Raw genomic sequence first — 20,283 nt, forward strand, 5'->3', positions numbered from 1 at the left:
CGATTATAGCAATTTAGTCAGTCGGTGTGCTTGTTAATACATGAAATTCAAATGACGGCAGGGTGTGTGCTTCATTTTTACGCAGTTTTAGTGTCGGTATTTTGAGGCTGAAGAGGATGGTGCCCGATGTGTTATAATCCATGACCAAACATAATTCAGAAAGGAACAAAATCATGCGCTTGCTTCATACTATGCTGCGTGTCGGCAATCTCGAACGCTCTTTGGATTTTTATCAAAACGTATTGAACATGCAATTGCTGCGCCGCCGCGATTATCCTGAAGGCCGTTTTACTTTGGCTTTTGTCGGTTATGGCGATGAGGCGGACCATACTGTTTTGGAACTGACCCACAACTGGGATACCGAGTCTTACGACTTGGGAGAGGCTTACGGCCATATCGCGATTGAAGTCGATGATGCTTACGCGGCGTGCGAACGTGTCAAAGAGATGGGCGGCAAAGTGGTACGCGAAGCCGGCCCGATGAAACACGGCACGACAGTGATTGCGTTTGTCGAAGATCCGGACGGCTACAAAATCGAATTTATTCAAAAGAAAAGCGGTAGCGATTCGGTACAATATTCATCTTAAGACATAAGATAATGGAAAAGGCCGTCTGAATATTCAGACGGCCTTTTGTTTGATCAGCCCAACTGTTTTTGCTTTTCGCTCAACAGGGCGTGTACGTGAAGCGCGGTAGCGTAGCGGTCTTCTCCCGCTTCAATCGGATCAAGAAAATGCAGCTCGACCGTGCTGGAAGGCTGGCTGATGACCATGCAGATAGATTGCCAGAGGCTGATGTCGCCGTAGTAGGCGGTGTGCGGATTGGGGCTGCTTCCGTCCGGATTCGGATAGCGGCAGAGTGCCGGAATAATCGGTACGCCTGCATCATAGGCCGTCTGAAAAAAGCTGGGTTTGAACGGCAGGATTTCACGGCCTTCGGTACTGGTGCCTTCGGGGAAAATGGTGACGGTATCGCCGTTTTTCAGCGCTTCGGTCACGCCGGCGATTTTGGCGGAATTGCCTTTGATGCCGCGGTTGCGCGAGACGTAAACCGTTTGCGCCTGTGTAGCGAGATAACCGACCACCGGCCATTTGGCCACATCGTCTTTAGCCACGAAACGGCCGGGGAATGCGCCGTTGACCGCCATAATGTCCAACCATGAAATATGGTTGCTGATAAGCATCTGGCCGCGGCCTTCTTGCGGCGGCGTGCCGAAAGTTTGCAGTTTCATGCCGCAGGAAGCAAGCACGCGCAGCGACCATAATTGGATCGCGCGCAGTTTGCGTTTGCTGCTGTAAAAGGGAAACAGAAAAAACATTTCGGCCATGCCGTACAAAAGGCAGCCGGCAATGCAGAGGAGACGGAAGATAAAACGGATTTTGGCGGTCATTGTGTGTGTTTTTTTATAAAGATTAGGCAGGCCGTCTGAAGTTTCAGACGGCCTTTTATTATGAATCGGTTTTAGGGGCAAAACGCTGCAAGTAGCGGTCGGAAAGGTGGTTGATGTCCATCATGATCAGCACATCCGCGCAGTTGAATGCTTCATCGACGCAAGGCTCGCCGCAGAACCACGCGCCTGCTTTGAGATAGCCTTTGATCAGTGCGGGTACGGGCGGATTTTCAGACGGCGTGATACTGTCCCATTTGAGTGGGTTGAGCGGTTTGACACGCCATTGTTCCGGAGCGAGGTATTTGTCTTTTAAAGCATGATACAGGCCCGCTGCATCGTTGCCGCCGTCGCGCATTTCGATACTGCCGCAACCAATCATAAAGCGCAGGTTTTCGTCTTTCATGAATTTGACCAAACCGGTCCACAACAGCATGACCAAGCCGCCGTTGCGGTAGTCCGGGTGGGTACAGGCGCGGCCGAGTTCGACGGTTTGCGGCAGAATGTCTTTCAAAGGCTCAAGGTCGAATTCATGCTCGCTGTACCAGCCGCCGACTTTTTTTGCGGTTTCTTCGGTAATCAGGCGGTAGCAGCCGATAACTTCGCCGGTTGCATCGTCAAACGCGAGCAGATGGTGGCAATGCTCATCATAAGGATCGACATCGCGGCCGTCATCGCTTTCGATTTCCGCCCCCAGTTCTTGGGCAAAAACCTGATAGCGCAATCTTTGGGCGGCTTCGATTTCAGCTTGGGTTTCTGCAAGGCGTACGCTCAGGCCGATTTTGGGGCCCGTTTGATTGAAACGGCTGGGGGACATGATGTTTCCTGTTTGAAGAAAATGGCTGATTATAGCGGATATACGGGCAGATTTATATTGATTTGCTTTGCGGCAGGGCAAATTATATCGGGTTGTTGGAAAAAGGCTTCAGGCCGTCTGAAACTGATGGTTGTTTAGAAAGATGGCCAGGAACATTTGCCAGGATGTTTGAAATTTATGACACAAATCAAAATATTTATCCAAACTATTTAATATAAGAATAAAAATATATACAATATAACTAGTTCAAAAGTATTAATTTGATTGAACGAGATATTTTTAATATTTAAAAAATGGAGAATATAAAGATGAAACTGAATGTATCGCTCAGTCCTTTGTGTTTGGCTTTAGCGCTTTTTTTCGGTACTGCGTATGCGGACGGAGGTATTGTTGCTGGAACCATGCACAAGACGGGTTCTTTGGCTGTCGGTAAGGAATCCGTATCGGGCGAAAATGCCGCTGCAGTTGGCGACAAGGCTAAAGCAAATGGCTATAAGGCGATGGCTTTGGGTTATGATTCTGCCGCTTCCGGTTTGAGCGCAACTGCTTTGGGTGGCGAATCCAAAGCGGAGGCATTGCGGTCGGTGGCGGTTGGCTTTCGGGCCCATGCCAAGGGAACAAATGATGTAGCAGTCGGTGGCGCAGCGGCTGCTTCTGGCGGTCAATCCGTTGCAGTCGGTCTGCTGTCCAAGGCTTCGGCTTTGCGTGCCGTTGCGGTAGGTAATGGCGCTCAGGCAAGTAATATTGATGCAGTAGCTATCGGCAGAGATAGTGAGGCGGATGCGCTCAGCGCGACGGCCTTAGGTGATCGAGCTAAAGCACGTGGAACTCAATCACTTGCGCTGGCATCGGCTGCTGAAGCAGAAGGTTATCAAGCAGTGGCGGTTGGTACGCGTGCGGTATCGAATGCCGTAAACAGTGTAGCTTTGGGTGTCGAGTCTTCCGCTACAGCCTTGAACGGTCTGGCTGTCGGCACCAGCTCCAGTGTGCGTAAAGAAGGTGGTACGGCAGTCGGCGGCGGTGCATCGGCTTTGGAAGAGAAATCTTTGGCACTCGGTTTCCAAGCCAAAGGTAAAGCCGAGAAAGGGGTGGCTCTGGGTGCGCAAAGCATCGCAGATTTGGCTGCAGGTCAGGCAGGCTATGATTTTGCGACACAGTCGGCAAGTCAATCTGAAGACAAGACATGGAAATCGACATTGGGCGCGGTTTCAGTTGGCAATGAAAAGGACAGCCGTCAAATTACCCATGTGGCTGCCGGTACTCAGGATACGGATGCGGTAAATGTGGCTCAGGTTAAAAGGCTTGCGGAAAGATGGCAGGCCGATAGTCAGCAAAAAGAGTCGGCGGTGGCTGCTCAAATCAATCAGATACGAGCTGAAACACGCGTAGAAATGAAAAAACTGGAAGACCGTGCGGATGCCGGCTCTGCCGCTGCGATTGCGGTGGGTAATCTGGGACAGGCTTACCAGCCGGGACAGGGTGCGGTATCCATTGGCAGCGGCGTTTGGCGCGGAAAGGCCGGTTTTGCTGTCGGAGTATCGAAAGTATCCGCCAGCGGCAAATGGCTGGTGAAAGGTTCTGCTGTCGGCGCATCTAAGGGTGGTGCAGGCGGTGGAGCCAGCGTAACCTATCTGTGGTAGAAAATTTCAGATAGTCTTGAATGTTGAGGCCGTCTGAATTTGGCATGCGAAGCGGTAGAAGCGTAAAATCAACGTTTTTGCCGCTTTTTTATCATGGAAACCTCTTTCCTGCTTGCCGGAAAAATTACCGAGCTGACGCTGATTGTTTTGATGGGCGTGGCCTTGGTAAAAGCCGGGCTGTTGAAATCGGAAAACAGCTACACGCTCTCCGTTATCGCGCTTTACCTGATCAGCCCGTCCGTCATGATTCATGCCTTTCAGATGGACAATACGCCGCAGATTATCGAAGGGCTGAAGCTTTCCGTCATGCTGGCGGTGTTTTTCCATGTGGTGTTGATTGTTTTGGGCAGGGTGTTTAAACACTTGTTCAAACTCGATGGGCTCGAACACGCGGCGACGGTGTACAGTAATTCGGGCAACTTGATTATCCCTTTGGTGATGTCGGTATTTGGTGCGGAATGGGTGATTTATACCACTGGTTTTATCTTGGTGCAGACGTTTTTATTTTGGACGCATCTGCGCCTGTTGATTTGCGGCCGCGGCAATGTGGCTTGGAAAACCATTTTCACCAATATCAACATCTTATCCATGCTGGTCGGGCTGCTGATGTTTGCCTTTCAAATCAAGCTGCCGCACATTATCGATAATACTTTGGCGACGGTGGGCAGTATGATTGGCCCGGTTGCTATGTTGGTGGCGGGCATGCTTTTGGCTTCTCTGCCGTTACGCTCGATTATGTGGACGCCGAGGCTTTATCTCGTTGCTTTTTTAAGGCTGATTTTGATTCCGGTATTATTGCTTTTCGCCGTTAAAGCCTGCGGTTTTGCCCATCATGATGCGCATGCGGATACGGTTGTTTTAATCAGCTTTTTGGCAACGACTTCGCCTGCCGCAGCGACGGTTACCCAAATGGCGGTTGTTTACGGCAAAAATGCCCAAAAAGCCAGCGCGATTTATGGGTTGACGACCTTGCTTTGTGTGGTAACCATGCCGGTAATGATTGCGTTATATCGTTGGATTATTTAAGAAAAGGGCAGGCCGTCTGAAACTTTGACTTTATGTTTCAGATGGCCTGTTTGGTATTTTAATTTTGAAAATAACTTTTATTATCAATTAATTAAGCAATTAAAAAACTATACAAAGCCGTTTGCAGCGTGTATCCTTATGTCTAACATTCATCCAATATCAATCTTTAAAGGAACACAGCCATGACCGACTTTACCCTTTGGGAAACCGCACCTTTCAATTCCACCATTGACCATATTTTGCAGCGTTACCACAATGTCCACCGCGCCCAGTTTGAAGAGTTGGTTCCGCTGGCGCAAAAAGTGGCGCAGGTTCATGCTGATACTTTCCCTGCCGAAGTTCCTGATTTGTTGGCCTATATGCAAAACGAGCTGTTGATGCACATGATGAAAGAGGAGCGCATGTTGTTCCCGATGATTAATCAGGGCGTGGGTCGCGGCGCGGCAATGCCCATCAGCGTGATGATGCACGAGCATGAAGAACACGACCAAGCCATCGCGCGTCTGGAAGAATTGACCAATAATTTTGAACTTCCCGAAGGCGCTTGCGGCAGCTGGACCCGTTTGTATACTTTGGCCAAAGAGATGGTGGATGATTTGAAAGACCATATCCATTTGGAAAATGAGATTTTGTTCCACCGCGTTTTGGCTTCTTAAAATTTGAGCTTAATCAAGGCCGTCTGAATGTTCAGACGGCCTGTTCTTTAATCCCTTGCTAAGTTAGTGCAATAGTTCTAAAATTTTAATAAAGAAAGAAACAAAATTAGGCAGTAAAGGCACACATCCGTTCTTTTGTTTACTTGAGAAGGAGTTTATGAATGAAACATTCTAAAGTTTTACTATCGGGTATTCTGTTTGCTGCTGTGACTGCATGCGCCCAAACGACGGACGGAGACTGGAGCGCCCTGCAGGATGCGAAAACAGGCGTGCAGTCGCGGCCTTATTATGAATTTGGCAATGTACTTCAGAAGATTTCTTTTAAGAAAACCGGTAATCCGGAAAATGGTCTGAAAAAGCCTGTCTTGACAGTGTATCGTCAGGGCAAGCTGTTGGGCGAAGCATATAATTTGGAAGCATCTTATGGCAGCCCCTTGTTGCCAACCCTGTTTTTGGTAAACGGCAAGTCATTAAATATTAATGACGACAATGATAGAAAACTGTTGGCTACTGCTAAGAGAGTCGATTTTTACGATTTCGGACGTAGTCGGATCGGCCATGCAGTCTTTACCGCGCCTAACGGCATCTGTCAGGATATGAAACACGGCAAAGGCGTTTCCTACAAGCTGGTTACCAACTATGTTAATTTTCCGGATTATCCTTCGCCTGAAAATATCTTGATTATTACTGCGCAAGGCAAATATGAGCAAGACGGTTTTATATTGGATTCCACTGAGTCAAGGGTGACCAGTGCCAATAAAGAGTTTGCCAGAAAATATGGTGAAGCCCTGAAATCCAAGAATGGCCCTGAGACCAGACAGGTGAATATGGCTAATGCAGCCAGTGCAGAAAAAGGCAGACTGTTGGCTGATTATATCTGTCAGTAATCATATTAAAGGCCGTCTGAAATTCAGACGGCCTTTTTGAATCATGAATGCATCTCTTGTTCAAATGACAGCAGAATCTGTTTTACTTCATCCGCTTCTTTAACGGCGCGGATACGGTCAAACAATACCTGCGCCTGTTCAAACTCTTTTTTCATCATGCCCAGCCACTGTTTCAAGCGGGCAACCGGATATTTGTTGTTGGCTTCTTTGGCAAGGCATAAGTCGAAGAATTGGACTATCCATGAGGAGACTTCGGCAAAGTCGGTATCTTTGACTGTTTCGCCGTTTTCATATTGCTTGATTTGCCGCGCCAAGTCGGGACGGATAACTGCGCCGCGCCCGAGCATCACGCTGTCGCATCCGCTGACGGTTTTAATGTCGAGATAGTCTTGAAGGCTGAATACATCGCCGTTGGCAGTAACGGGAATACTGACTGCATCGCGGATTTTGCGCACCCATTCCCAATGTGCCGGCGGTTCGTAGCCTTCGACTTTGGTGCGCGCATGGACGGTTAATGCACATGCGCCGCCGTTTTCAATCGCGGAAGCACATTCCAATGCCAGACTTTTATCTTCATAACCGAGCCGCATCTTGGCAGTCAGCGGAATGTGTTGCGGAAGGCGTTGGCGCAGGGTGTGGACGATGTGGTAAATCAAGTCGGGCTCTTTGAGCAAGACCGCGCCGCCTTTGTGTTTGTTGACCGTCGGTGCGGGGCAGCCGAAGTTGAGGTCGATTTTGTCCGCCCCGAAACGCACGGCTTCTAAAGCATTGACGGCCATGTTTTCCGCATCGCTGCCCAAAAGTTGGACAGTACAGGGCGTGCCGGCCGGCGTGCGGTTGGCATGGGCGATTTCGGGAACATATTTAAGCCAAGTGGCGCGTGAGTGGACCGTGTGCGTAATGCGGACAAATTCGCTGACGCATTCGTCAAATCCGCCAATGCGCGTCAACAGGTCGCGCATCACATCGTCCACCAGCCCCTGCATGGGGGCAAGAATAAGCTGCATGGGTCAGGCCGTCTGAAAAAAGGAGGACATATTGTAGCGGTATATCGGTTAAAATACAGCTTCCTTTTTCAGACGGCCTTTTTATGATGCACACAATTCCGGCAACCGCCGCCATGTTGGTAAAAAATTCAGAACGTTATCTTTCAGAAGTTTTGAGTGCGCTGAAAGACTTTGACGAAGTCCTGCTGTTGGACAACGGCTCGACCGACCGTACTTTTGAAATTGCTAAGGGCTTTCCCAATGTCAGCTATTACAAGCATGACTTTATCGGGTTTGGCCCGATGAAAAATCTGGCGGCCAGACTGGCGCAAAACGATTGGATTTTCAGCATAGACAGTGATGAAGTGGCGGATGAGGCTTTAATCGAATCCATTCGTGCGGCCGTTTTGGAAAATGAGAAGGAACATATTTTTTCGCTTTCCCGTCTGAACCATTACCACGGCAGACTGATTAAAGGCTGCGGCTGGTATCCGGATATTATTCCGCGCCTTTATCATCGCAGATTTAGCCGTTTTTCCGACCGTCAGGTGCATGAGTCTTTGGTGTTGCCGCAGGAAGCCAAGGTTAAACAACTCGATGGCCGTCTGAAACATTATTCTTTTGAAAACGCCGAAGGGCTGATTCAGAAAATGCAGCAGTATAGCTCACTGTATGCGGAAGAAAACCGCTTCAAGAAAGACAGTTCGCCGTTTAAGGCTTTGCTGCATGGCGGCGTATCGTTTGTGAAAAATTACCTGCTCAAGCGCGGTTTTGCCTATGGTGCAGACGGCCTGACGATTTCGGTGTCTAACGCGCAAGGTTCGTATTACAAATATGTCAAACTCTATGAGCGCAACCGCACGATAACCGTCTCCCTCATCATCACCACTTACAACCGCCCCGATGCTTTGGAGCTGGTGTTGAAATCGGCTTTATCGCAAACCCGTCTGCCGGATGAGATTATTGTCGCGGATGATGGCTCAAGGCAGGAAACCGCCGAAGTGGTTGATTTTATCCGTCGTAGGACAAGTATTCCGGTCAAGCATTCATGGCAGCCGGATAGAGGCTTTCGTGCCGCCGAATCGCGCAACCGTGCGTTGGCGCAGGCGAAAAGCGATTATATTGTGTTGATTGACGGCGATATGGTTTTGGATCCGTCTTTTATCGCCGATCATTTGAAGATCGCCCGCAAAGGCCGTCTGATACAGGGCTCCCGCGTGATTTTGACTGAGGGTAAAACGCAGGATATTTTGGATGAAGGCGATTTGCCTGCCTTATCTATGTTCAGTTCGGGGATAGAAAAACGGCTTTCCGCCCTGCGTTGCCGTTGTTTGGCCAAACTGGCAGGCCGAAAAGGCAACCGCAAACACAAAGGCATCAAAACTTGCAATATGGGCTTTTTCCGCAGCGATGCGCTTGCCGTCAACGGATTTGACAATAGCTTTGTCGGTTGGGGTAGGGAAGATAGCGAATTTGTCGCTCGTTGCTATCATAATGGTATGAAACGCCATAATTTGAAATTTGCCGGTATTGCGTACCACCTCTGGCACAATGAGGCAGAACGCGATTCCTTGCCGCAAAACGATGCCTTGTTGGAGGCAACCTTGTCAGAACGCAAAATCTGCTGTGTTCATGGCGTATCGGATTTTATAAAAGATGAAGAAGTAGCCGGAAAATAGCCTTATCATTTTTTAAATCATAGAGGCCGTCTGAAAATTTTCAGACGGCCTTTTTTGTATTTTTAAAAGCTTAGCAGTTAAATGAGAATATTATTTATTTGATGTGAATCAGTATGTATAGTTCGGTAAAGTATGGTTAGGAAAGAGGGTTTGCTCTATAATTCGAATGTTTGTAATTTTATTTCGGTTAAGGCCGGATTTTGGGAGTTGTTATGTCAACTATGTTTTTTATCCAGTTTGCCATTGTGCTGCTGTGTATCCTGATTGGTGCGCAGGTTGGTGGGATTGGTTTGGGCGTGCTCGGCGGTATCGGCTTGGCCGTATTATCTTTTGGTTTCCATCTTCAACCGACCAGCCCGCCGATTGATGTGATGCTGATGATTATGGCGGTAGTGTCTGCCGCAGCGGCCATGCAGGCCAGCGGCGGTTTGGACTATATGATTAAGATTGCCACGCGTGTGTTGCACCGCAATCCGAAATACATCACCTTTATCGCGCCGGCGGTAACTTACACCTTTACCGTCTTGGCAGGTACGGGCCATGTGGCTTACTCGGTCTTGCCCGTGATTGCCGAAGTCAGCCGTCGCAATGGCATCCGTCCCTCCCGTCCGTTGACGATGGCGGTTATCGCTTCCCAATTTGCGATTGTCGCCAGCCCGATTGCCGCCGCCGTTGTTGCCTGCGTCACCATGCTTGAGCCGCAACACATCACGATGGCGGATGTGTTGAAAGTTACCGTTCCGTCCACGATTTTGGGTATTGGTTTGGCTTGCGTGTTCGTAAATAAACTGGGCAAAGAATTGAAAGACGATCCGCATTATCAGGCTTTGCTGAAAGACCCGAACTATGTGAAAGAATACATTGATGTGGAGGAACAAAAAACCGATGTCACTATTTCGCCGAAAGCCAAATTGTCGGTTGGTATTTTCTTGACTGCGGCATTGCTGGTGGTCGTGATGGGTGCGTTGCCTGAGTTGCGTCCGGCTTTTGAACACGATGGCGCGATCAAGCCTATGGGCATGGCGCATACGATTGAAATCGTGATGTTGTCTGCTTCTGCGCTGATTATTTTGGCGTGTAAACCCAATGGCGATGCGATTACCCGAGGTTCGGTATTCCATGCAGGTATGCGTGCCGTGATTGCGGTGTTCGGCGTGGCTTGGTTGGGCGATACCTTAATGAACGGCCACTTAACAGAAGTCGAATCGACCGTCAGTCATTTGGTTGAATCTGCACCGTGGACCTTTGCCTTTGCCCTGTTTGTCTTGTCGGTATTGGTCAACAGCCAAGGCGCGACAGTGGCGACGCTGTTCCCAATCGCCATCAAACTGGGGATTCCTGCGCCCATCATTATCGGCACATTTGTTGCGGTAAACGGCTATTTCTTTATACCAAACTACGGTCCGATTATTGCCGCTATCGACTTCGATACAACCGGCTCGACCAAAATCGGCAAATTCATCTTCAACCACAGCTTCATGATTCCGGGCTTGTTGAGCATGGCATTTAGTCTGGCGTTCGGTTTGTTGTTGGTTCAACTGTATTATTGATAGGCTGAAAAATGAAGGCCGTCTGAAATTAAATTTCAGACGGCCTTTTTGATATTGTTATTCGAGAGCTTAATTGCAGTATTTATTGACGTCGTTTTGGTATTGTTTAATCAGGCTGTCACGATTGGCCAAGCGTGCGCTTTCGGCGACTTGGCGGTTGATTTTGGCGATTTTGCAGTTTTCCAGCTTGTTTTGGCGGTTTTGCTCTTCGATTTTTTTATTGCGCTCTTCGATTTGTTTGTTTTGTTCTGCGACCTGTTCGTTGGGCTGCTCGGCAACCGGCTCAGATGCCGCAACAGCAGGCGCAACGGCAGGTTTGACGTTGTGCGTGCGGATGTTGACCACGCCGGAACGCTTCGGTTGCAGGCGGTTTGGCGTATCGGAATAGCTGTTGCCCGATGTGCCTTTCCAAGTGTAAACCTCGGCCGCGCCGGTCAGGGCGGCAGAAGAGAGAAGGGCTGCTATCAGACAGGTTTTGAGTACAGAAGATTTCATGGGTTTCTCTTATGTAAATGATGTTCTCATCTAGACTATTTTACTTGAAACTGCAATGCGTTGGCATATTTTTGTACCGCAGATCAAATCATGTAAAAAAATAACGTTAAAACGTGTATTGCCAATGTTAGCATCAAGCCGGTGTGATATAATGCCGTGCATCTTGCACAAACTGAAAGACCGAGCATCATGCGTATTGTAGAAAAAGCCTATACTTTCGACGACGTTTTGTTAGTTCCAGCGCACTCAAACGTGCTGCCTCGAGATGTCAAACTTCAAACCAAACTCACCCGCGATATCACGCTCAACCTCCCTCTACTTTCTGCTGCAATGGATACCGTTACCGAAGCGCGTCTGGCCATCTCAATGGCTCAAGAAGGCGGCATCGGCATTATCCATAAAAACATGACGCCGGAGTTGCAAGCGCGTGCCGTTTCCAAAGTGAAGCGCCATGAGAGCGGCGTGGTGAAAGATCCTGTTACCGTTGCGCCGACCGCATTGATCCGCGAAGTCTTGGAAATGCGCGCGCAACGCAAACGCAAAATGTCCGGTCTGCCTGTTGTTGAAAACGGCAAAGTGGTCGGTATCGTGACCAACCGCGACCTGCGTTTTGAAAACCGTGTCGATCTGCCGGTTTCTGCCATCATGACCCCCCGCGACCGTTTGGTTACCGTTCCTGAAGGTACCAGCATTGATGAAGCCCGCGAAATCATGCATGCGCACAAAGTTGAGCGCGTTTTGGTATTGAATGACCAAGACGAACTCAAAGGTCTGATTACAGTTAAAGATATTCTGAAAACAACCGAATTCCCTAATGCCAACAAAGATGCCGAAGGCCGTCTGCGCGTCGGTGCCGCGGTGGGTACCGGCGGCGATACCGAAGAGCGCGTCAAAGCATTGGTAGAAGCGGGCGTGGACGTGATTGTGGTCGATACTGCCCACGGTCATAGCCAAGGCGTGATCGATCGCGTGCGCTGGGTCAAAGAAACTTATCCGCACATCCAAGTCATCGGCGGTAACATCGCGACTGCCCAAGCCGCTTTGGATTTGGTTGCCGCAGGTGCGGATGCCGTTAAAGTCGGTATCGGCCCGGGTTCGATTTGTACGACCCGTATCGTGGCAGGCGTGGGCGTGCCTCAGCTGACTGCGATTCACAATGTTTCCGAAGCCCTGAAAGGTACAGGCGTTCCCCTGATTGCCGACGGCGGTATCCGCTTCTCCGGCGATATTGCCAAAGCTCTGGCAGCAGGTGCATACAGCGTCATGCTCGGCGGTATGTTTGCCGGTACGGAAGAAGCACCGGGCGAAATCGAACTCTACCAAGGCCGCTCTTACAAGTCTTACCGCGGCATGGGTTCGTTGGGTGCGATGAGCCAAGGTTCAGCCGACCGCTACTTCCAAGACAAAACCGACAGCACAGACAAATATGTTCCTGAAGGCATCGAAGGCCGCGTTCCTTACAAAGGCCCGATTGTGAACATCATCCACCAGCTGACCGGCGGTCTGCGCTCCAGCATGGGTTATTTGGGTTGCGCCAATATTGCTGAAATGCACGAGAAAGCAGAATTTGTGGAAATCACTTCTGCCGGTATGAGCGAATCTCACGTTCACGACGTACAAATCACTAAAGAAGCGCCTAACTACCATCGTTAAACCAGTATAAAAAGGTCGTCTGAAAATATTTCAGACGGCCTTTCTGTTTTTATAAGGTTTTAAAAATGAAGAGAATATTGCTTGCCGCTGTTTGGTCTGGCGTTTCAGGTTGGGTATCTGCAGAACTTGCCGGATAAATTGGGAAGACAAACGTTTCACGCGCTGAAATGACATGTATCAAATAGTACGTTCTGCTCAAGGCGATTAAACCGAGTTTCAGACGGCCTTTTAAAAATCGTATTACAATAAGCCAAAATTAAAAACACATTCCATTATGTCCAAAAAAATCCTGATTATTACCCCAAGCTGGATTGGCGACTGCGTCATGACCCAACCGCTTTATCGCCGTTTGCATGAGCTGTATCCCGGCTGCACCATTGATGCTTTTGCACCCAAATGGTCGATGGCCGTATTTGAGCGTATGCCTGAAATCAACCGTGTGATGGAAAATCCGTTTGGACATGGTGCGTTGGAATTGAAAAAACGCTGGCGTATCGGGCGTGAATTGGGAAAAGAGGGCTATGATCAAGTGATTGTTTTGCCCGGTTCGCTCAAATCCGCCATCATTGCCTTGGCTACGGGCATTAAGCAGCGTACGGGCTACGTCGGCGAATCGCGCTATTTTTTGTTGAACGATATCCGCAAGTTGGATAAGGCTGCATTGCCTCTGATGGTTGACCGCTATACTGCGCTGGCGCATCCGACCCAAGCGGATTTTAACGGGCATTCTGATAATCCCTGTTTCACGATTAATCCCGAAAGCCGTCAAGCCGCTTTGGCAAAACATGGTTTGACGACGGATAAACCGATTTTGGCATTTTGTCCTGGTGCGGAATATGGCCCGGCCAAGCGTTGGCCTGCGCGTCATTTTGCCGAACTCGGCCGCCGATATTTGGCCAAGGGCTGGCAGGTTTGGCTGTTCGGTTCGCAAAAAGATTTTGATATTGCAGATGAAATCAACCGACTTTCAGACGGCCTGTGTACCAATCTTTGCGGCAAAACCAATCTTTCTGAAGCCATTGATCTGTTGTCTTGCGCCGATACGGTCGTGTGCAACGACAGCGGTCTGATGCACCTTGCGGCCGCGCTTGATCGGAAATTGGTTGCGGTTTACGGCTCATCCAGCCCTGACCATACGCCGCCTCTCAGCCAAAAGGCAAAAATCGTCAGTTTGAATTTGGATTGTTCACCTTGTTTTAAACGCGAATGTCCGCTGGGGCATACGGATTGTTTGAACAAGCTGACGCCGGATATGGTGCAAAAAGCAGCGGAAGAGCTGGCTCGTTCGGCGTAATCCAATAAAGACTAGATGGAAAACAGCAAAGGGTGGATTTGAATCTGCCCTTTTGATTTTTGTTTTTTTATTTTTTAACAAAAGGCCGTCTGAAAATCATATTTCAGACGGCCTTTTTGGGTTTGAAATCAATACATCTGATTATTTTTGATGCAGATTGTAAACGTATTCGACTTCTTCGCGGCTGCCCATGAATACGGCAACACGTTGGTGCAGGCCGGTAGGTTGGATGTCGAGCATGGCTTCGATGGCGTTGTTTGATGCGCCGCCGGCTTGTTCCATAATCAGGCTCATCGGGTTGGCTTCGTACATCAGGCGCAGTTTGCCCGGTTTGGATGGGTCGCGCTTGTCTTGCGGATACATGAATACGCCGCCGCGCATCAGGATGCGGTGGATTTCGGCAACCATGCTGGCAACCCAGCGCATATTGTAGTTTTTGCCGCGTACGCCGGTTTCGCCTGCCAGCAATTCGTCAATGTATTGTTGAACAGGGGCGAACCAATGTCTTTGGTTGGACATATTGATGGCGAATTCTTTAGTAGATTCTGGAACGCGCGGATTTTCTTTGGTCAGCAGGAATTGGTTGGCATCGTCCAGAGTGAAGACGAATACGCCGTGACCGACAGTCAGTACCAGTTGGGTTTGTGGACCGTATAAAACATAACCTGCGGCTACTTGGTCGCGGCCTTTTTGCAGGAAGGATTCGGTAGTCAATGCGCCTTCAGGTTTCGCCAAAATGGAGAAGATGGTGCCGACGGAGATGTTGACGTCGATATTGGAAGAGCCGTCCAGCGGGTCAAACAATACCAAATAGCCGCCGTTTTCGTGTGTGGCGACATAGGTGTCTTCTTCTTCGCTGGCAAGGCCTGCGATGTTGGCATTGGCTTTTAAAACATCAATCATGATGTTGTTGGCGATGACGTCAAGTTTCTTTTGGTCTTCGCCTTGGATGTTGCCGGTACCTGCCATGCCCAAAACGCCGGAAAGCGCGCCGAGGCGGACTTTGGCGTTGATGTCCAAACAGGCGGCGGCTACGGATTCCAGTACGCTGGCCAGCTCTTGCGGCAGTTTGTGTTCGGGCAGGTGTTGGGCTAAGAATTGGTTCAGTGTCTTCATGGTTTCACTCTTTTCCTAAGTTTGAATCGAATATTTTTCAATTTCAGGCCATCTGAAAACGGCGTGTTCATTTGGTTTTGCTGTCAGCCATGCCTAAAACTTCTTTTGTGCAGGCGATGCTGGTGTCTTTGATGCGTTTTTTCAGCTCGTCGCTCATGGAGTCGCTGCCGCCCAAAAGCGATGTCGCTTCTTCAGGATTGATTTGGTCGACTGTTTTTTCGCCGATACAGCGGCAGATTTTTTCAGTGGTCGCGGAATTAAACGGGCTTTTTCCTGCGGCTTTTTCTACGCAGGCTTCGGTTGCCGAGCGGACAAATTCGGTGCGGAAACTTTGGGTAAATTCTTCTTTAAATTCGTTTTTTGCTGATTCGCTGCACGCGCAAAGCAGGAGCGTGCAGGCTAGGGGTGTGCGTATATTCATGAGTGGACGGCCGTTAATTGTTATGTTGTGAATTGTAGTGGAAAAAGGCTTAAGTATAAAGGGTTAAGGCCGTCTGAACGGGTATGGCGGCAAAGTTGAAGCGCTTGGGTATACATTCAGACGGCGGCGTTTATTTCGTTTTGCTTTCCAATAGATAATGCGCGCCGGTATCTTGCGCTAAAATTTTGGAAAGTTCGGGCAGATTGTTTTGCAACTGTTCGGCAAGCATATAGGGCGGGTTGATGACGAACATGCCGCTGCCGTGCATACCGAAGCCGTCGCTGCGCGGCGTATGAACATGAAGCTCGGCGTGCAGATAATTGTCGGGAGCGATTTTTTTGAGTTCGTCCGGCAGTTTGCGGCTTTCTTCGCGGCTCAGGCAAGGATACCAAATCATGTAGCAGCCGGTTTCAAAGCGTTTTAAAGCATCTTTCAAGACTTGGACGACACGGCGGTAGTCTTGTTTTTCTTCGTAGGGCGGATCAATCAAGACGGCTGCGCGGCGGGGCGGAGGAGGTAAGAGTGAAATCAGGCCCTGATAACCGTCCGCTTGGCTGACTTGCACTTTGCGCGTCGGACGGACTTCGCGCATATTGTTTTGCAAATGGACAAAATCGGCAGGATGCAACTCAAAGAGGCGCATTTTGTCGCTGTCGCGCGTGAGCGCCTGTGCCAGCCAAGGCGAGCCGCAGTAAAGGTTGTCTTGCGGCAGTATTTGTTTCAGACGGCCGACAAATTCGGCCAATTCGGCAGGCAGCTTGTCAGCTTGTTCCAAGAGCGCAATGCCTTGTTTGTATTCGCCGACTTTTTGCGCTTCATCGCCGCTCAAATCATACAAACCAGCACCGCTGTGCGTATCGATATACCAATAAGGCTTGTCTTTGCGGTTGAAATATTCGAGGACGAGGAAGAGGGTAAAGTGCTTGAGTATATCGGCATGGTTGCCGGCATGGAAGGCGTGGCGGTAGCTGAGCATGATCGGGCTGCGGAAATAAAAATCCGATTATACCCCAAACCATCGCCATCACCGCTTTCAGACGGCCTTTGTGCCTGGAAAATGCTACAATATCCGCCTTATCGTACCATCGGAAAGAAGACATCATGTTTACAGGCATCGTACAAGGCATGGGCAAAATTACAGACATCGCCCAACCTTCGCCCGACTTTCGTACCCACACTGTCGAGCTGCCCCCCGAAATCGCCGACAATCTGCAAACCGGCGCCTCTGTCGCCAACAACGGCTGCTGCCTGACCATTACCCGAATCGACGGCAACAAAGTCAGCTTTGATTTGATGGACGAAACCTTACGCAAAACCAATCTCGGTAGCTTGAAAGTCGGCGACAGTGTCAATTTGGAACGCGCGGCACGATTTGGCGATGAAATCGGCGGACATGTGATGAGCGGCCATGTGATGGCTGTTACCCGAATTTCCCGAATTGAATCCAGCGAGTTCAACCGCACAGTTTGGTTTGAGCTGCCGGAAAACCTCAAACCCTACATCCTGACCAAAGGCTTTGTCGGTTTGGACGGCTGCAGCCTGACCATAGGCGAAGTCAGCGACAGCGAATTTTGCGTACACCTGATTCCGGAGACTTTGGAGCGTACCCTGTTTGGCAGCCGCAAAGAAGGCGACCTCATCAATATTGAAATCGATCCGCAAACCCAAGCCGTTGTCGATACCGTGATGCGTGTATTGGCGCAAAAGGCCGTCTGAAAAAAAGAAAGCCAAAATGAAATTATCCAATTTTTTGAAAAAAGCGAATTCCGTTTTAAACCGTCTGGATTTAATCCTGCCTGACGAAGCCGGTAAAACCGACTGGCGCGCTTTGGCCTACCGTTGGCACAGCGTGGGCAAAAAAGGTATTTTGGAAAGCCTGCCGCGTCCGCATACGTTTCCTTTGAGCAGATTGGCGGCAGTCGGTTCGCAAACCGACAGACTGAAACGCAATACCGAGCAATTTTTGGCAGGCCGTCCGGCAAATAATGTCTTGATGACCGGCGCGCGCGGTACAGGCAAATCCTCCTTGGTTAAAGCGTTGTTGCACGAATACGCCGAGCAGGGCCTGCGACTGATTGAAGTGGATAAAAGCGATTTGGTCAGCTTGCCGGCTTTGTTGACGCTGTTGTCCGAGCGCCCCGAGAAATTTATCGTTTTCTGCGATGATTTGTCGTTTGAAACCGGCGATGAAACCTATAAAGCCTTGAAAACTGCTTTAGACGGCGGACTGTCGCAACGTTGCACCAATGTTTTGGTTTATGCCACTTCCAACCGCCGTCATTTAATTCCTGAATACATGGATGAAAACGGCGGTACTACGGGCACTCGCGGCGAAATCCATCAGAAAGAGGCTGTTGAGGAGAAAATCTCCCTTTCCGACCGCTTCGGCTTATGGCTGAGTTTTTATCCTTTCGATCAAAACGATTATTTGACCGCCGTGGCGAACTGGTTGGACGATTTCAATGTGCCTTTTGACGATACGGCGCGCCAAGCTGCGTTGCAATGGGCGCAAATGCGCGGCAGCCGTTCAGGCCGCTCGGCATGGCAGTTTGCCTGCGATTGGGCAGGCCGGTTGCCGGAAGAAAGAGTGCTGGATTAAGGCTGAAAAAGTAAAGGCCGTCTGAATATGGTTTCAGATGGCCTTTTTGTATTTTATTTATCCATCAGCGCAAGCATGAAGACAACCATTGCTGGCGTTGGCGCGGATTGAGCAGATGATAGAAGCGGTATTGGATTTCCATTTCATCCACCGCATAGTCCATGCTGGAGAGGTAGCGACTTTCAACATAATCGCGGGCGGCGTTTGAGTCGAATGAGTCGCCGGAGAGGATTTTGATGATGGTTTGACGGCGGTTGCGGTCGGAGCGTACGGTTTTACGGTAGGCTTTATCGTTGATTTGTTTGAAGTCGGTACGCAGGCGGCGCAGGGCGGCGTGTTGGTCGGCGGATAAATTAAGCTGTCGGATGTCGCAATTCGGGTGAAAGTCGTCCAAAGTGGCCAGAAACGGACCGGCATGTGCAGGCAGACTGGAACAGAGTAGGGCGAGTGCTAAGAAAATAAAAGTCGGATAGCGGGAAAGTGCAACAGACACGGTGTTTTCCTAATGTTTCATCAGGTTTGGAAATATAACCGATAAGCGTGTGAAAGGCAGTATCAATGCAGTTAACTTTTGTTAATGATGTTAGATTTTTTTGCACATGTATGTAATCTAATAATTTATTTTCAAAGCCTTACTATGTGATTATAAGTTTCATTAATGTATATGAAATGTAAATTCATAAAAATGACGGTAGAGATGTTGTCGGCAGCATACAACATAGGGTTAAAAATGCGATAATGACATCAGCTTTACTACAACAGAATAATGAAGTTTCATTAAAACTAAAATTCCCAGTAAAAAGTGAGGTTAAGTAATGTTAAAGCAAAGTTATTTGTTTAATATGTATGAGAAATTGCAATGGTGTTCTGATATTGAGCTTGGGATATCTAACTTTTTCCCTATGACATTAGATATGAATCTTGAAAATAGAAAATATTTATTTCAGGTCGGTATTGAGTTTGTTTATAGAGCTATAAAGTGTGGTTTATTAGAGTCATTAATTGATTTAGACTTTCCTTCTGGGGAATTGAACTCTTTGGAACATGAGTTTTCGATTATTGCTAATATAGAACTTACATCATTTGCTGATAATAATGAAATGTCATGCCAAGAAAGGGATATTTGGACAACAGAAATGTTAGAGGGCACTGATAAATTAAAATCTATTTGCCAGGATTGTTGTTTAATCGGATATGAAGAGTTTGATGAGAATGATCCTAGGTGGGAGATTTTTGTTCAGAAAATAGAAAAAATATTTTCTGAACAAAATTTGCCTTGGAATTTAGAACAGCCTTTGTTTACAGTAAAATATAAAAGATAGTTTAATTTCTAGGTATATAACAAAAGGAACACACTTTAGGAGAATAAACATGACCGACTACCGTATTGCCCCCAGTATTTTGTCTGCCGATTTTGCCCGCTTGGGCGAAGAGGTTGCCGAAGTTATCCGCGCCGGTGCGGATTTGATTCATTTTGATGTGATGGACAATCATTATGTGCCGAATCTGACTTTCGGCCCTATGGTTTGCGCGGCTTTGAAACCGTATGCAACCGTGCCGGTCGATGTGCATTTGATGGTTGAGCCGGTGGACGATTTGATTCATGCGTTTGCCAAAGCCGGTGCCAATATCATTACCTTTCATCCGGAAGCCAGCCGCCACATCGACCGCAGCTTGGGTTTGATTAAAGAATACGGCTGTCAGGCAGGTTTAGTATTGAATCCTGCTACGCCGGTCAATATTCTGGAAAACGTTTTGGACAAACTGGATATGGTGTTGCTGATGTCGGTCAACCCTGGCTTTGGCGGACAAAGCTTTATCCCGAATACGCTGGTGAAAATCCGCAAAGTGCGCGAGATGTTGGACGAGTATGAACGGCAAAGCGGCCGCCATATCGCCTTGGAAGTCGATGGCGGCGTGAAGACAGACAATATTGCTGAAATTGCGGCGGCAGGTGCGGATACGTTTGTGGCCGGTTCGGCGATTTTTGGCAAACCGGATTACAAAGCCGTTATCGATGAAATGCGTCAACAGTTGGCGCAAGTCGGATAACTAAGCCGGGATATTCTTGGTTTCC

Annotated in this window: 21 protein-coding genes; 13 read left to right on the forward strand and 8 right to left on the reverse strand. The window is 48.8% G+C overall.

What is annotated here, in order from left to right; genetic code table 11:
• Window positions 1-173 precede the first annotated feature (173 nt).
• Window positions 174-587, forward strand: coding sequence for a lactoylglutathione lyase (gloA, locus tag HMPREF2865_RS09360; protein ID WP_070589865.1), 414 nt, complete (start codon window positions 174-176; stop codon window positions 585-587).
• Window positions 588-640: 53 nt separating this feature from the next.
• On the opposite strand, the gene HMPREF2865_RS09365 is transcribed toward gloA, so the two are convergent.
• The gene (locus HMPREF2865_RS09365) at window positions 641-1,390 is read right to left on the reverse strand and encodes a lysophospholipid acyltransferase family protein (RefSeq protein WP_049322297.1); all 750 of its coding nucleotides are present in this window, start codon (window positions 1,388-1,390) and stop codon (window positions 641-643) included.
• Window positions 1,391-1,448: 58 nt separating this feature from the next.
• Window positions 1,449-2,204, reverse strand: a complete 756-nt coding sequence (locus HMPREF2865_RS09370; protein WP_070625413.1) for a GNAT family N-acetyltransferase — start codon at window positions 2,202-2,204, stop codon at window positions 1,449-1,451.
• A gap of 308 nt (window positions 2,205-2,512) precedes the next feature.
• On the opposite strand from HMPREF2865_RS09370, the gene HMPREF2865_RS09375 reads away from it, so the two are divergent.
• The 4 genes from HMPREF2865_RS09375 (at window position 2,513) to HMPREF2865_RS09390 (ending at window position 6,413) form a co-directional block, all read left to right on the forward strand.
• A complete protein-coding gene (locus HMPREF2865_RS09375) occupies window positions 2,513-3,844 on the forward strand; it encodes a YadA-like family protein (RefSeq protein ID WP_070460037.1) in 1,332 nt (443 codons plus the stop codon).
• Window positions 3,845-3,937: 93 nt separating this feature from the next.
• Entirely contained in the window at window positions 3,938-4,870 is a 933-nt protein-coding gene (locus tag HMPREF2865_RS09380) for an AEC family transporter (protein WP_070646846.1), read from the forward strand.
• Window positions 4,871-5,052: 182 nt separating this feature from the next.
• Window positions 5,053-5,526 carry an iron-sulfur cluster repair protein DnrN gene (dnrN, locus tag HMPREF2865_RS09385; protein WP_070460041.1) on the forward strand — a complete coding sequence of 158 codons (474 nt, stop codon included), beginning with the start codon at window positions 5,053-5,055 and terminating at the stop codon, window positions 5,524-5,526.
• 161 nt (window positions 5,527-5,687) lie between these two features.
• Complete coding sequence (locus HMPREF2865_RS09390) at window positions 5,688-6,413, forward strand: DUF8095 domain-containing protein (RefSeq protein ID WP_070460044.1); 726 nt, start codon at window positions 5,688-5,690, stop codon at window positions 6,411-6,413.
• Window positions 6,414-6,454: 41 nt separating this feature from the next.
• Here the strand turns inward: HMPREF2865_RS09390 and HMPREF2865_RS09395 are convergent, their stop codons facing one another.
• Complete coding sequence (locus HMPREF2865_RS09395; RefSeq protein WP_049333384.1) at window positions 6,455-7,420, reverse strand: tRNA dihydrouridine synthase; 966 nt, start codon at window positions 7,418-7,420, stop codon at window positions 6,455-6,457.
• 83 nt (window positions 7,421-7,503) lie between these two features.
• Here HMPREF2865_RS09395 and HMPREF2865_RS09400 point away from each other — a divergent pair, with 83 nt between their 5' ends.
• Together HMPREF2865_RS09400 and HMPREF2865_RS09405 are read left to right on the forward strand one after the other, a co-directional pair.
• Window positions 7,504-9,078 carry a glycosyltransferase family 2 protein gene (locus HMPREF2865_RS09400; protein ID WP_070646847.1) on the forward strand — a complete coding sequence of 525 codons (1,575 nt, stop codon included), beginning with the start codon at window positions 7,504-7,506 and terminating at the stop codon, window positions 9,076-9,078.
• A 221-nt stretch (window positions 9,079-9,299) separates the two neighbouring features.
• The gene (locus HMPREF2865_RS09405; RefSeq protein ID WP_070646848.1) at window positions 9,300-10,628 is read left to right on the forward strand and encodes an anaerobic C4-dicarboxylate transporter family protein; all 1,329 of its coding nucleotides are present in this window, start codon (window positions 9,300-9,302) and stop codon (window positions 10,626-10,628) included.
• Window positions 10,629-10,697: 69 nt separating this feature from the next.
• Here HMPREF2865_RS09405 and HMPREF2865_RS09410 read toward each other — a convergent pair whose 3' ends face one another.
• A complete protein-coding gene (locus HMPREF2865_RS09410) occupies window positions 10,698-11,123 on the reverse strand; it encodes a DUF4124 domain-containing protein (RefSeq protein WP_070625407.1) in 426 nt (141 codons plus the stop codon).
• Window positions 11,124-11,312: 189 nt separating this feature from the next.
• On the opposite strand from HMPREF2865_RS09410, the gene guaB reads away from it, so the two are divergent.
• Window positions 11,313-12,776 carry an IMP dehydrogenase gene (gene guaB / locus HMPREF2865_RS09415; protein ID WP_049344697.1) on the forward strand — a complete coding sequence of 488 codons (1,464 nt, stop codon included), beginning with the start codon at window positions 11,313-11,315 and terminating at the stop codon, window positions 12,774-12,776.
• Window positions 12,777-13,050: 274 nt separating this feature from the next.
• Window positions 13,051-14,070: a lipopolysaccharide heptosyltransferase II gene (gene waaF / locus HMPREF2865_RS09420; protein WP_070646849.1), complete on the forward strand. Its 1,020-nt coding sequence runs from the start codon at window positions 13,051-13,053 to the stop codon at window positions 14,068-14,070.
• A 141-nt stretch (window positions 14,071-14,211) separates the two neighbouring features.
• Here the strand turns inward: waaF and HMPREF2865_RS09425 are convergent, their stop codons facing one another.
• The 3 genes from HMPREF2865_RS09425 to HMPREF2865_RS09435 form a co-directional block, all read right to left on the reverse strand.
• The gene (locus HMPREF2865_RS09425; protein WP_070646850.1) at window positions 14,212-15,186 is read right to left on the reverse strand and encodes a class 1 fructose-bisphosphatase; all 975 of its coding nucleotides are present in this window, start codon (window positions 15,184-15,186) and stop codon (window positions 14,212-14,214) included.
• Window positions 15,187-15,253: 67 nt separating this feature from the next.
• A complete protein-coding gene (locus HMPREF2865_RS09430; RefSeq protein WP_070646851.1) occupies window positions 15,254-15,607 on the reverse strand; it encodes a hypothetical protein in 354 nt (117 codons plus the stop codon).
• A gap of 130 nt (window positions 15,608-15,737) precedes the next feature.
• Window positions 15,738-16,583: a 23S rRNA (adenine(2030)-N(6))-methyltransferase RlmJ gene (locus HMPREF2865_RS09435; protein ID WP_070646852.1), complete on the reverse strand. Its 846-nt coding sequence runs from the start codon at window positions 16,581-16,583 to the stop codon at window positions 15,738-15,740.
• 125 nt (window positions 16,584-16,708) lie between these two features.
• Here HMPREF2865_RS09435 and HMPREF2865_RS09440 point away from each other — a divergent pair, with 125 nt between their 5' ends.
• Complete coding sequence (locus tag HMPREF2865_RS09440) at window positions 16,709-17,323, forward strand: riboflavin synthase (protein ID WP_003683409.1); 615 nt, start codon at window positions 16,709-16,711, stop codon at window positions 17,321-17,323.
• 16 nt (window positions 17,324-17,339) lie between these two features.
• Window positions 17,340-18,206 (forward strand): ATP-binding protein, encoded by an 867-nt coding sequence (locus HMPREF2865_RS09445; protein ID WP_070460903.1) that lies wholly within the window; start codon window positions 17,340-17,342, stop codon window positions 18,204-18,206.
• A gap of 64 nt (window positions 18,207-18,270) precedes the next feature.
• On the opposite strand, the gene HMPREF2865_RS09450 is transcribed toward HMPREF2865_RS09445, so the two are convergent.
• Window positions 18,271-18,699: a Spy/CpxP family protein refolding chaperone gene (locus tag HMPREF2865_RS09450; protein ID WP_070646853.1), complete on the reverse strand. Its 429-nt coding sequence runs from the start codon at window positions 18,697-18,699 to the stop codon at window positions 18,271-18,273.
• 322 nt (window positions 18,700-19,021) lie between these two features.
• On the opposite strand from HMPREF2865_RS09450, the gene HMPREF2865_RS09455 reads away from it, so the two are divergent.
• Complete coding sequence (locus tag HMPREF2865_RS09455; RefSeq protein ID WP_070646854.1) at window positions 19,022-19,528, forward strand: hypothetical protein; 507 nt, start codon at window positions 19,022-19,024, stop codon at window positions 19,526-19,528.
• A gap of 49 nt (window positions 19,529-19,577) precedes the next feature.
• Window positions 19,578-20,258 carry a ribulose-phosphate 3-epimerase gene (gene rpe / locus HMPREF2865_RS09460; protein WP_036490579.1) on the forward strand — a complete coding sequence of 227 codons (681 nt, stop codon included), beginning with the start codon at window positions 19,578-19,580 and terminating at the stop codon, window positions 20,256-20,258.
• Window positions 20,259-20,283 lie beyond the last annotated feature (25 nt).

This window comes from Neisseria sp. HMSC073G10 (genome assembly GCF_001812605.1).
Classification (GTDB): domain Bacteria; phylum Pseudomonadota; class Gammaproteobacteria; order Burkholderiales; family Neisseriaceae; genus Neisseria; species Neisseria subflava_A.

Excerpts from the sequence above, each read along its gene's own strand:
- HMPREF2865_RS09370 (WP_070625413.1), bottom strand. The coding sequence starts at position 2,204 with ATGTCCCCCAGCCGTTTCAATCAAACGGGCCCCAAAATCGGCCTGAGC.
- HMPREF2865_RS09425 (WP_070646850.1), bottom strand. The coding sequence starts at position 15,186 with ATGAAGACACTGAACCAATTCTTAGCCCAACACCTGCCCGAACACAAA.
- rpe (WP_036490579.1), top strand. The coding sequence starts at position 19,578 with ATGACCGACTACCGTATTGCCCCCAGTATTTTGTCTGCCGATTTTGCC.
- HMPREF2865_RS09430 (WP_070646851.1), bottom strand. The coding sequence starts at position 15,607 with ATGAATATACGCACACCCCTAGCCTGCACGCTCCTGCTTTGCGCGTGC.
- dnrN (WP_070460041.1), top strand. The coding sequence starts at position 5,053 with ATGACCGACTTTACCCTTTGGGAAACCGCACCTTTCAATTCCACCATT.
- HMPREF2865_RS09400 (WP_070646847.1), top strand. The coding sequence starts at position 7,504 with ATGATGCACACAATTCCGGCAACCGCCGCCATGTTGGTAAAAAATTCA.
- HMPREF2865_RS09395 (WP_049333384.1), bottom strand. The coding sequence starts at position 7,420 with ATGCAGCTTATTCTTGCCCCCATGCAGGGGCTGGTGGACGATGTGATG.
- HMPREF2865_RS09440 (WP_003683409.1), top strand. The coding sequence starts at position 16,709 with ATGTTTACAGGCATCGTACAAGGCATGGGCAAAATTACAGACATCGCC.
- HMPREF2865_RS09390 (WP_070460044.1), top strand. The coding sequence starts at position 5,688 with ATGAAACATTCTAAAGTTTTACTATCGGGTATTCTGTTTGCTGCTGTG.
- guaB (WP_049344697.1), top strand. The coding sequence starts at position 11,313 with ATGCGTATTGTAGAAAAAGCCTATACTTTCGACGACGTTTTGTTAGTT.
- gloA (WP_070589865.1), top strand. The coding sequence starts at position 174 with ATGCGCTTGCTTCATACTATGCTGCGTGTCGGCAATCTCGAACGCTCT.
- HMPREF2865_RS09365 (WP_049322297.1), bottom strand. The coding sequence starts at position 1,390 with ATGACCGCCAAAATCCGTTTTATCTTCCGTCTCCTCTGCATTGCCGGC.
- HMPREF2865_RS09405 (WP_070646848.1), top strand. The coding sequence starts at position 9,300 with ATGTTTTTTATCCAGTTTGCCATTGTGCTGCTGTGTATCCTGATTGGT.
- HMPREF2865_RS09380 (WP_070646846.1), top strand. The coding sequence starts at position 3,938 with ATGGAAACCTCTTTCCTGCTTGCCGGAAAAATTACCGAGCTGACGCTG.
- HMPREF2865_RS09455 (WP_070646854.1), top strand. The coding sequence starts at position 19,022 with ATGTTAAAGCAAAGTTATTTGTTTAATATGTATGAGAAATTGCAATGG.
- HMPREF2865_RS09435 (WP_070646852.1), bottom strand. The coding sequence starts at position 16,583 with ATGCTCAGCTACCGCCACGCCTTCCATGCCGGCAACCATGCCGATATA.
- waaF (WP_070646849.1), top strand. The coding sequence starts at position 13,051 with ATGTCCAAAAAAATCCTGATTATTACCCCAAGCTGGATTGGCGACTGC.
- HMPREF2865_RS09410 (WP_070625407.1), bottom strand. The coding sequence starts at position 11,123 with ATGAAATCTTCTGTACTCAAAACCTGTCTGATAGCAGCCCTTCTCTCT.
- HMPREF2865_RS09375 (WP_070460037.1), top strand. The coding sequence starts at position 2,513 with ATGAAACTGAATGTATCGCTCAGTCCTTTGTGTTTGGCTTTAGCGCTT.
- HMPREF2865_RS09445 (WP_070460903.1), top strand. The coding sequence starts at position 17,340 with ATGAAATTATCCAATTTTTTGAAAAAAGCGAATTCCGTTTTAAACCGT.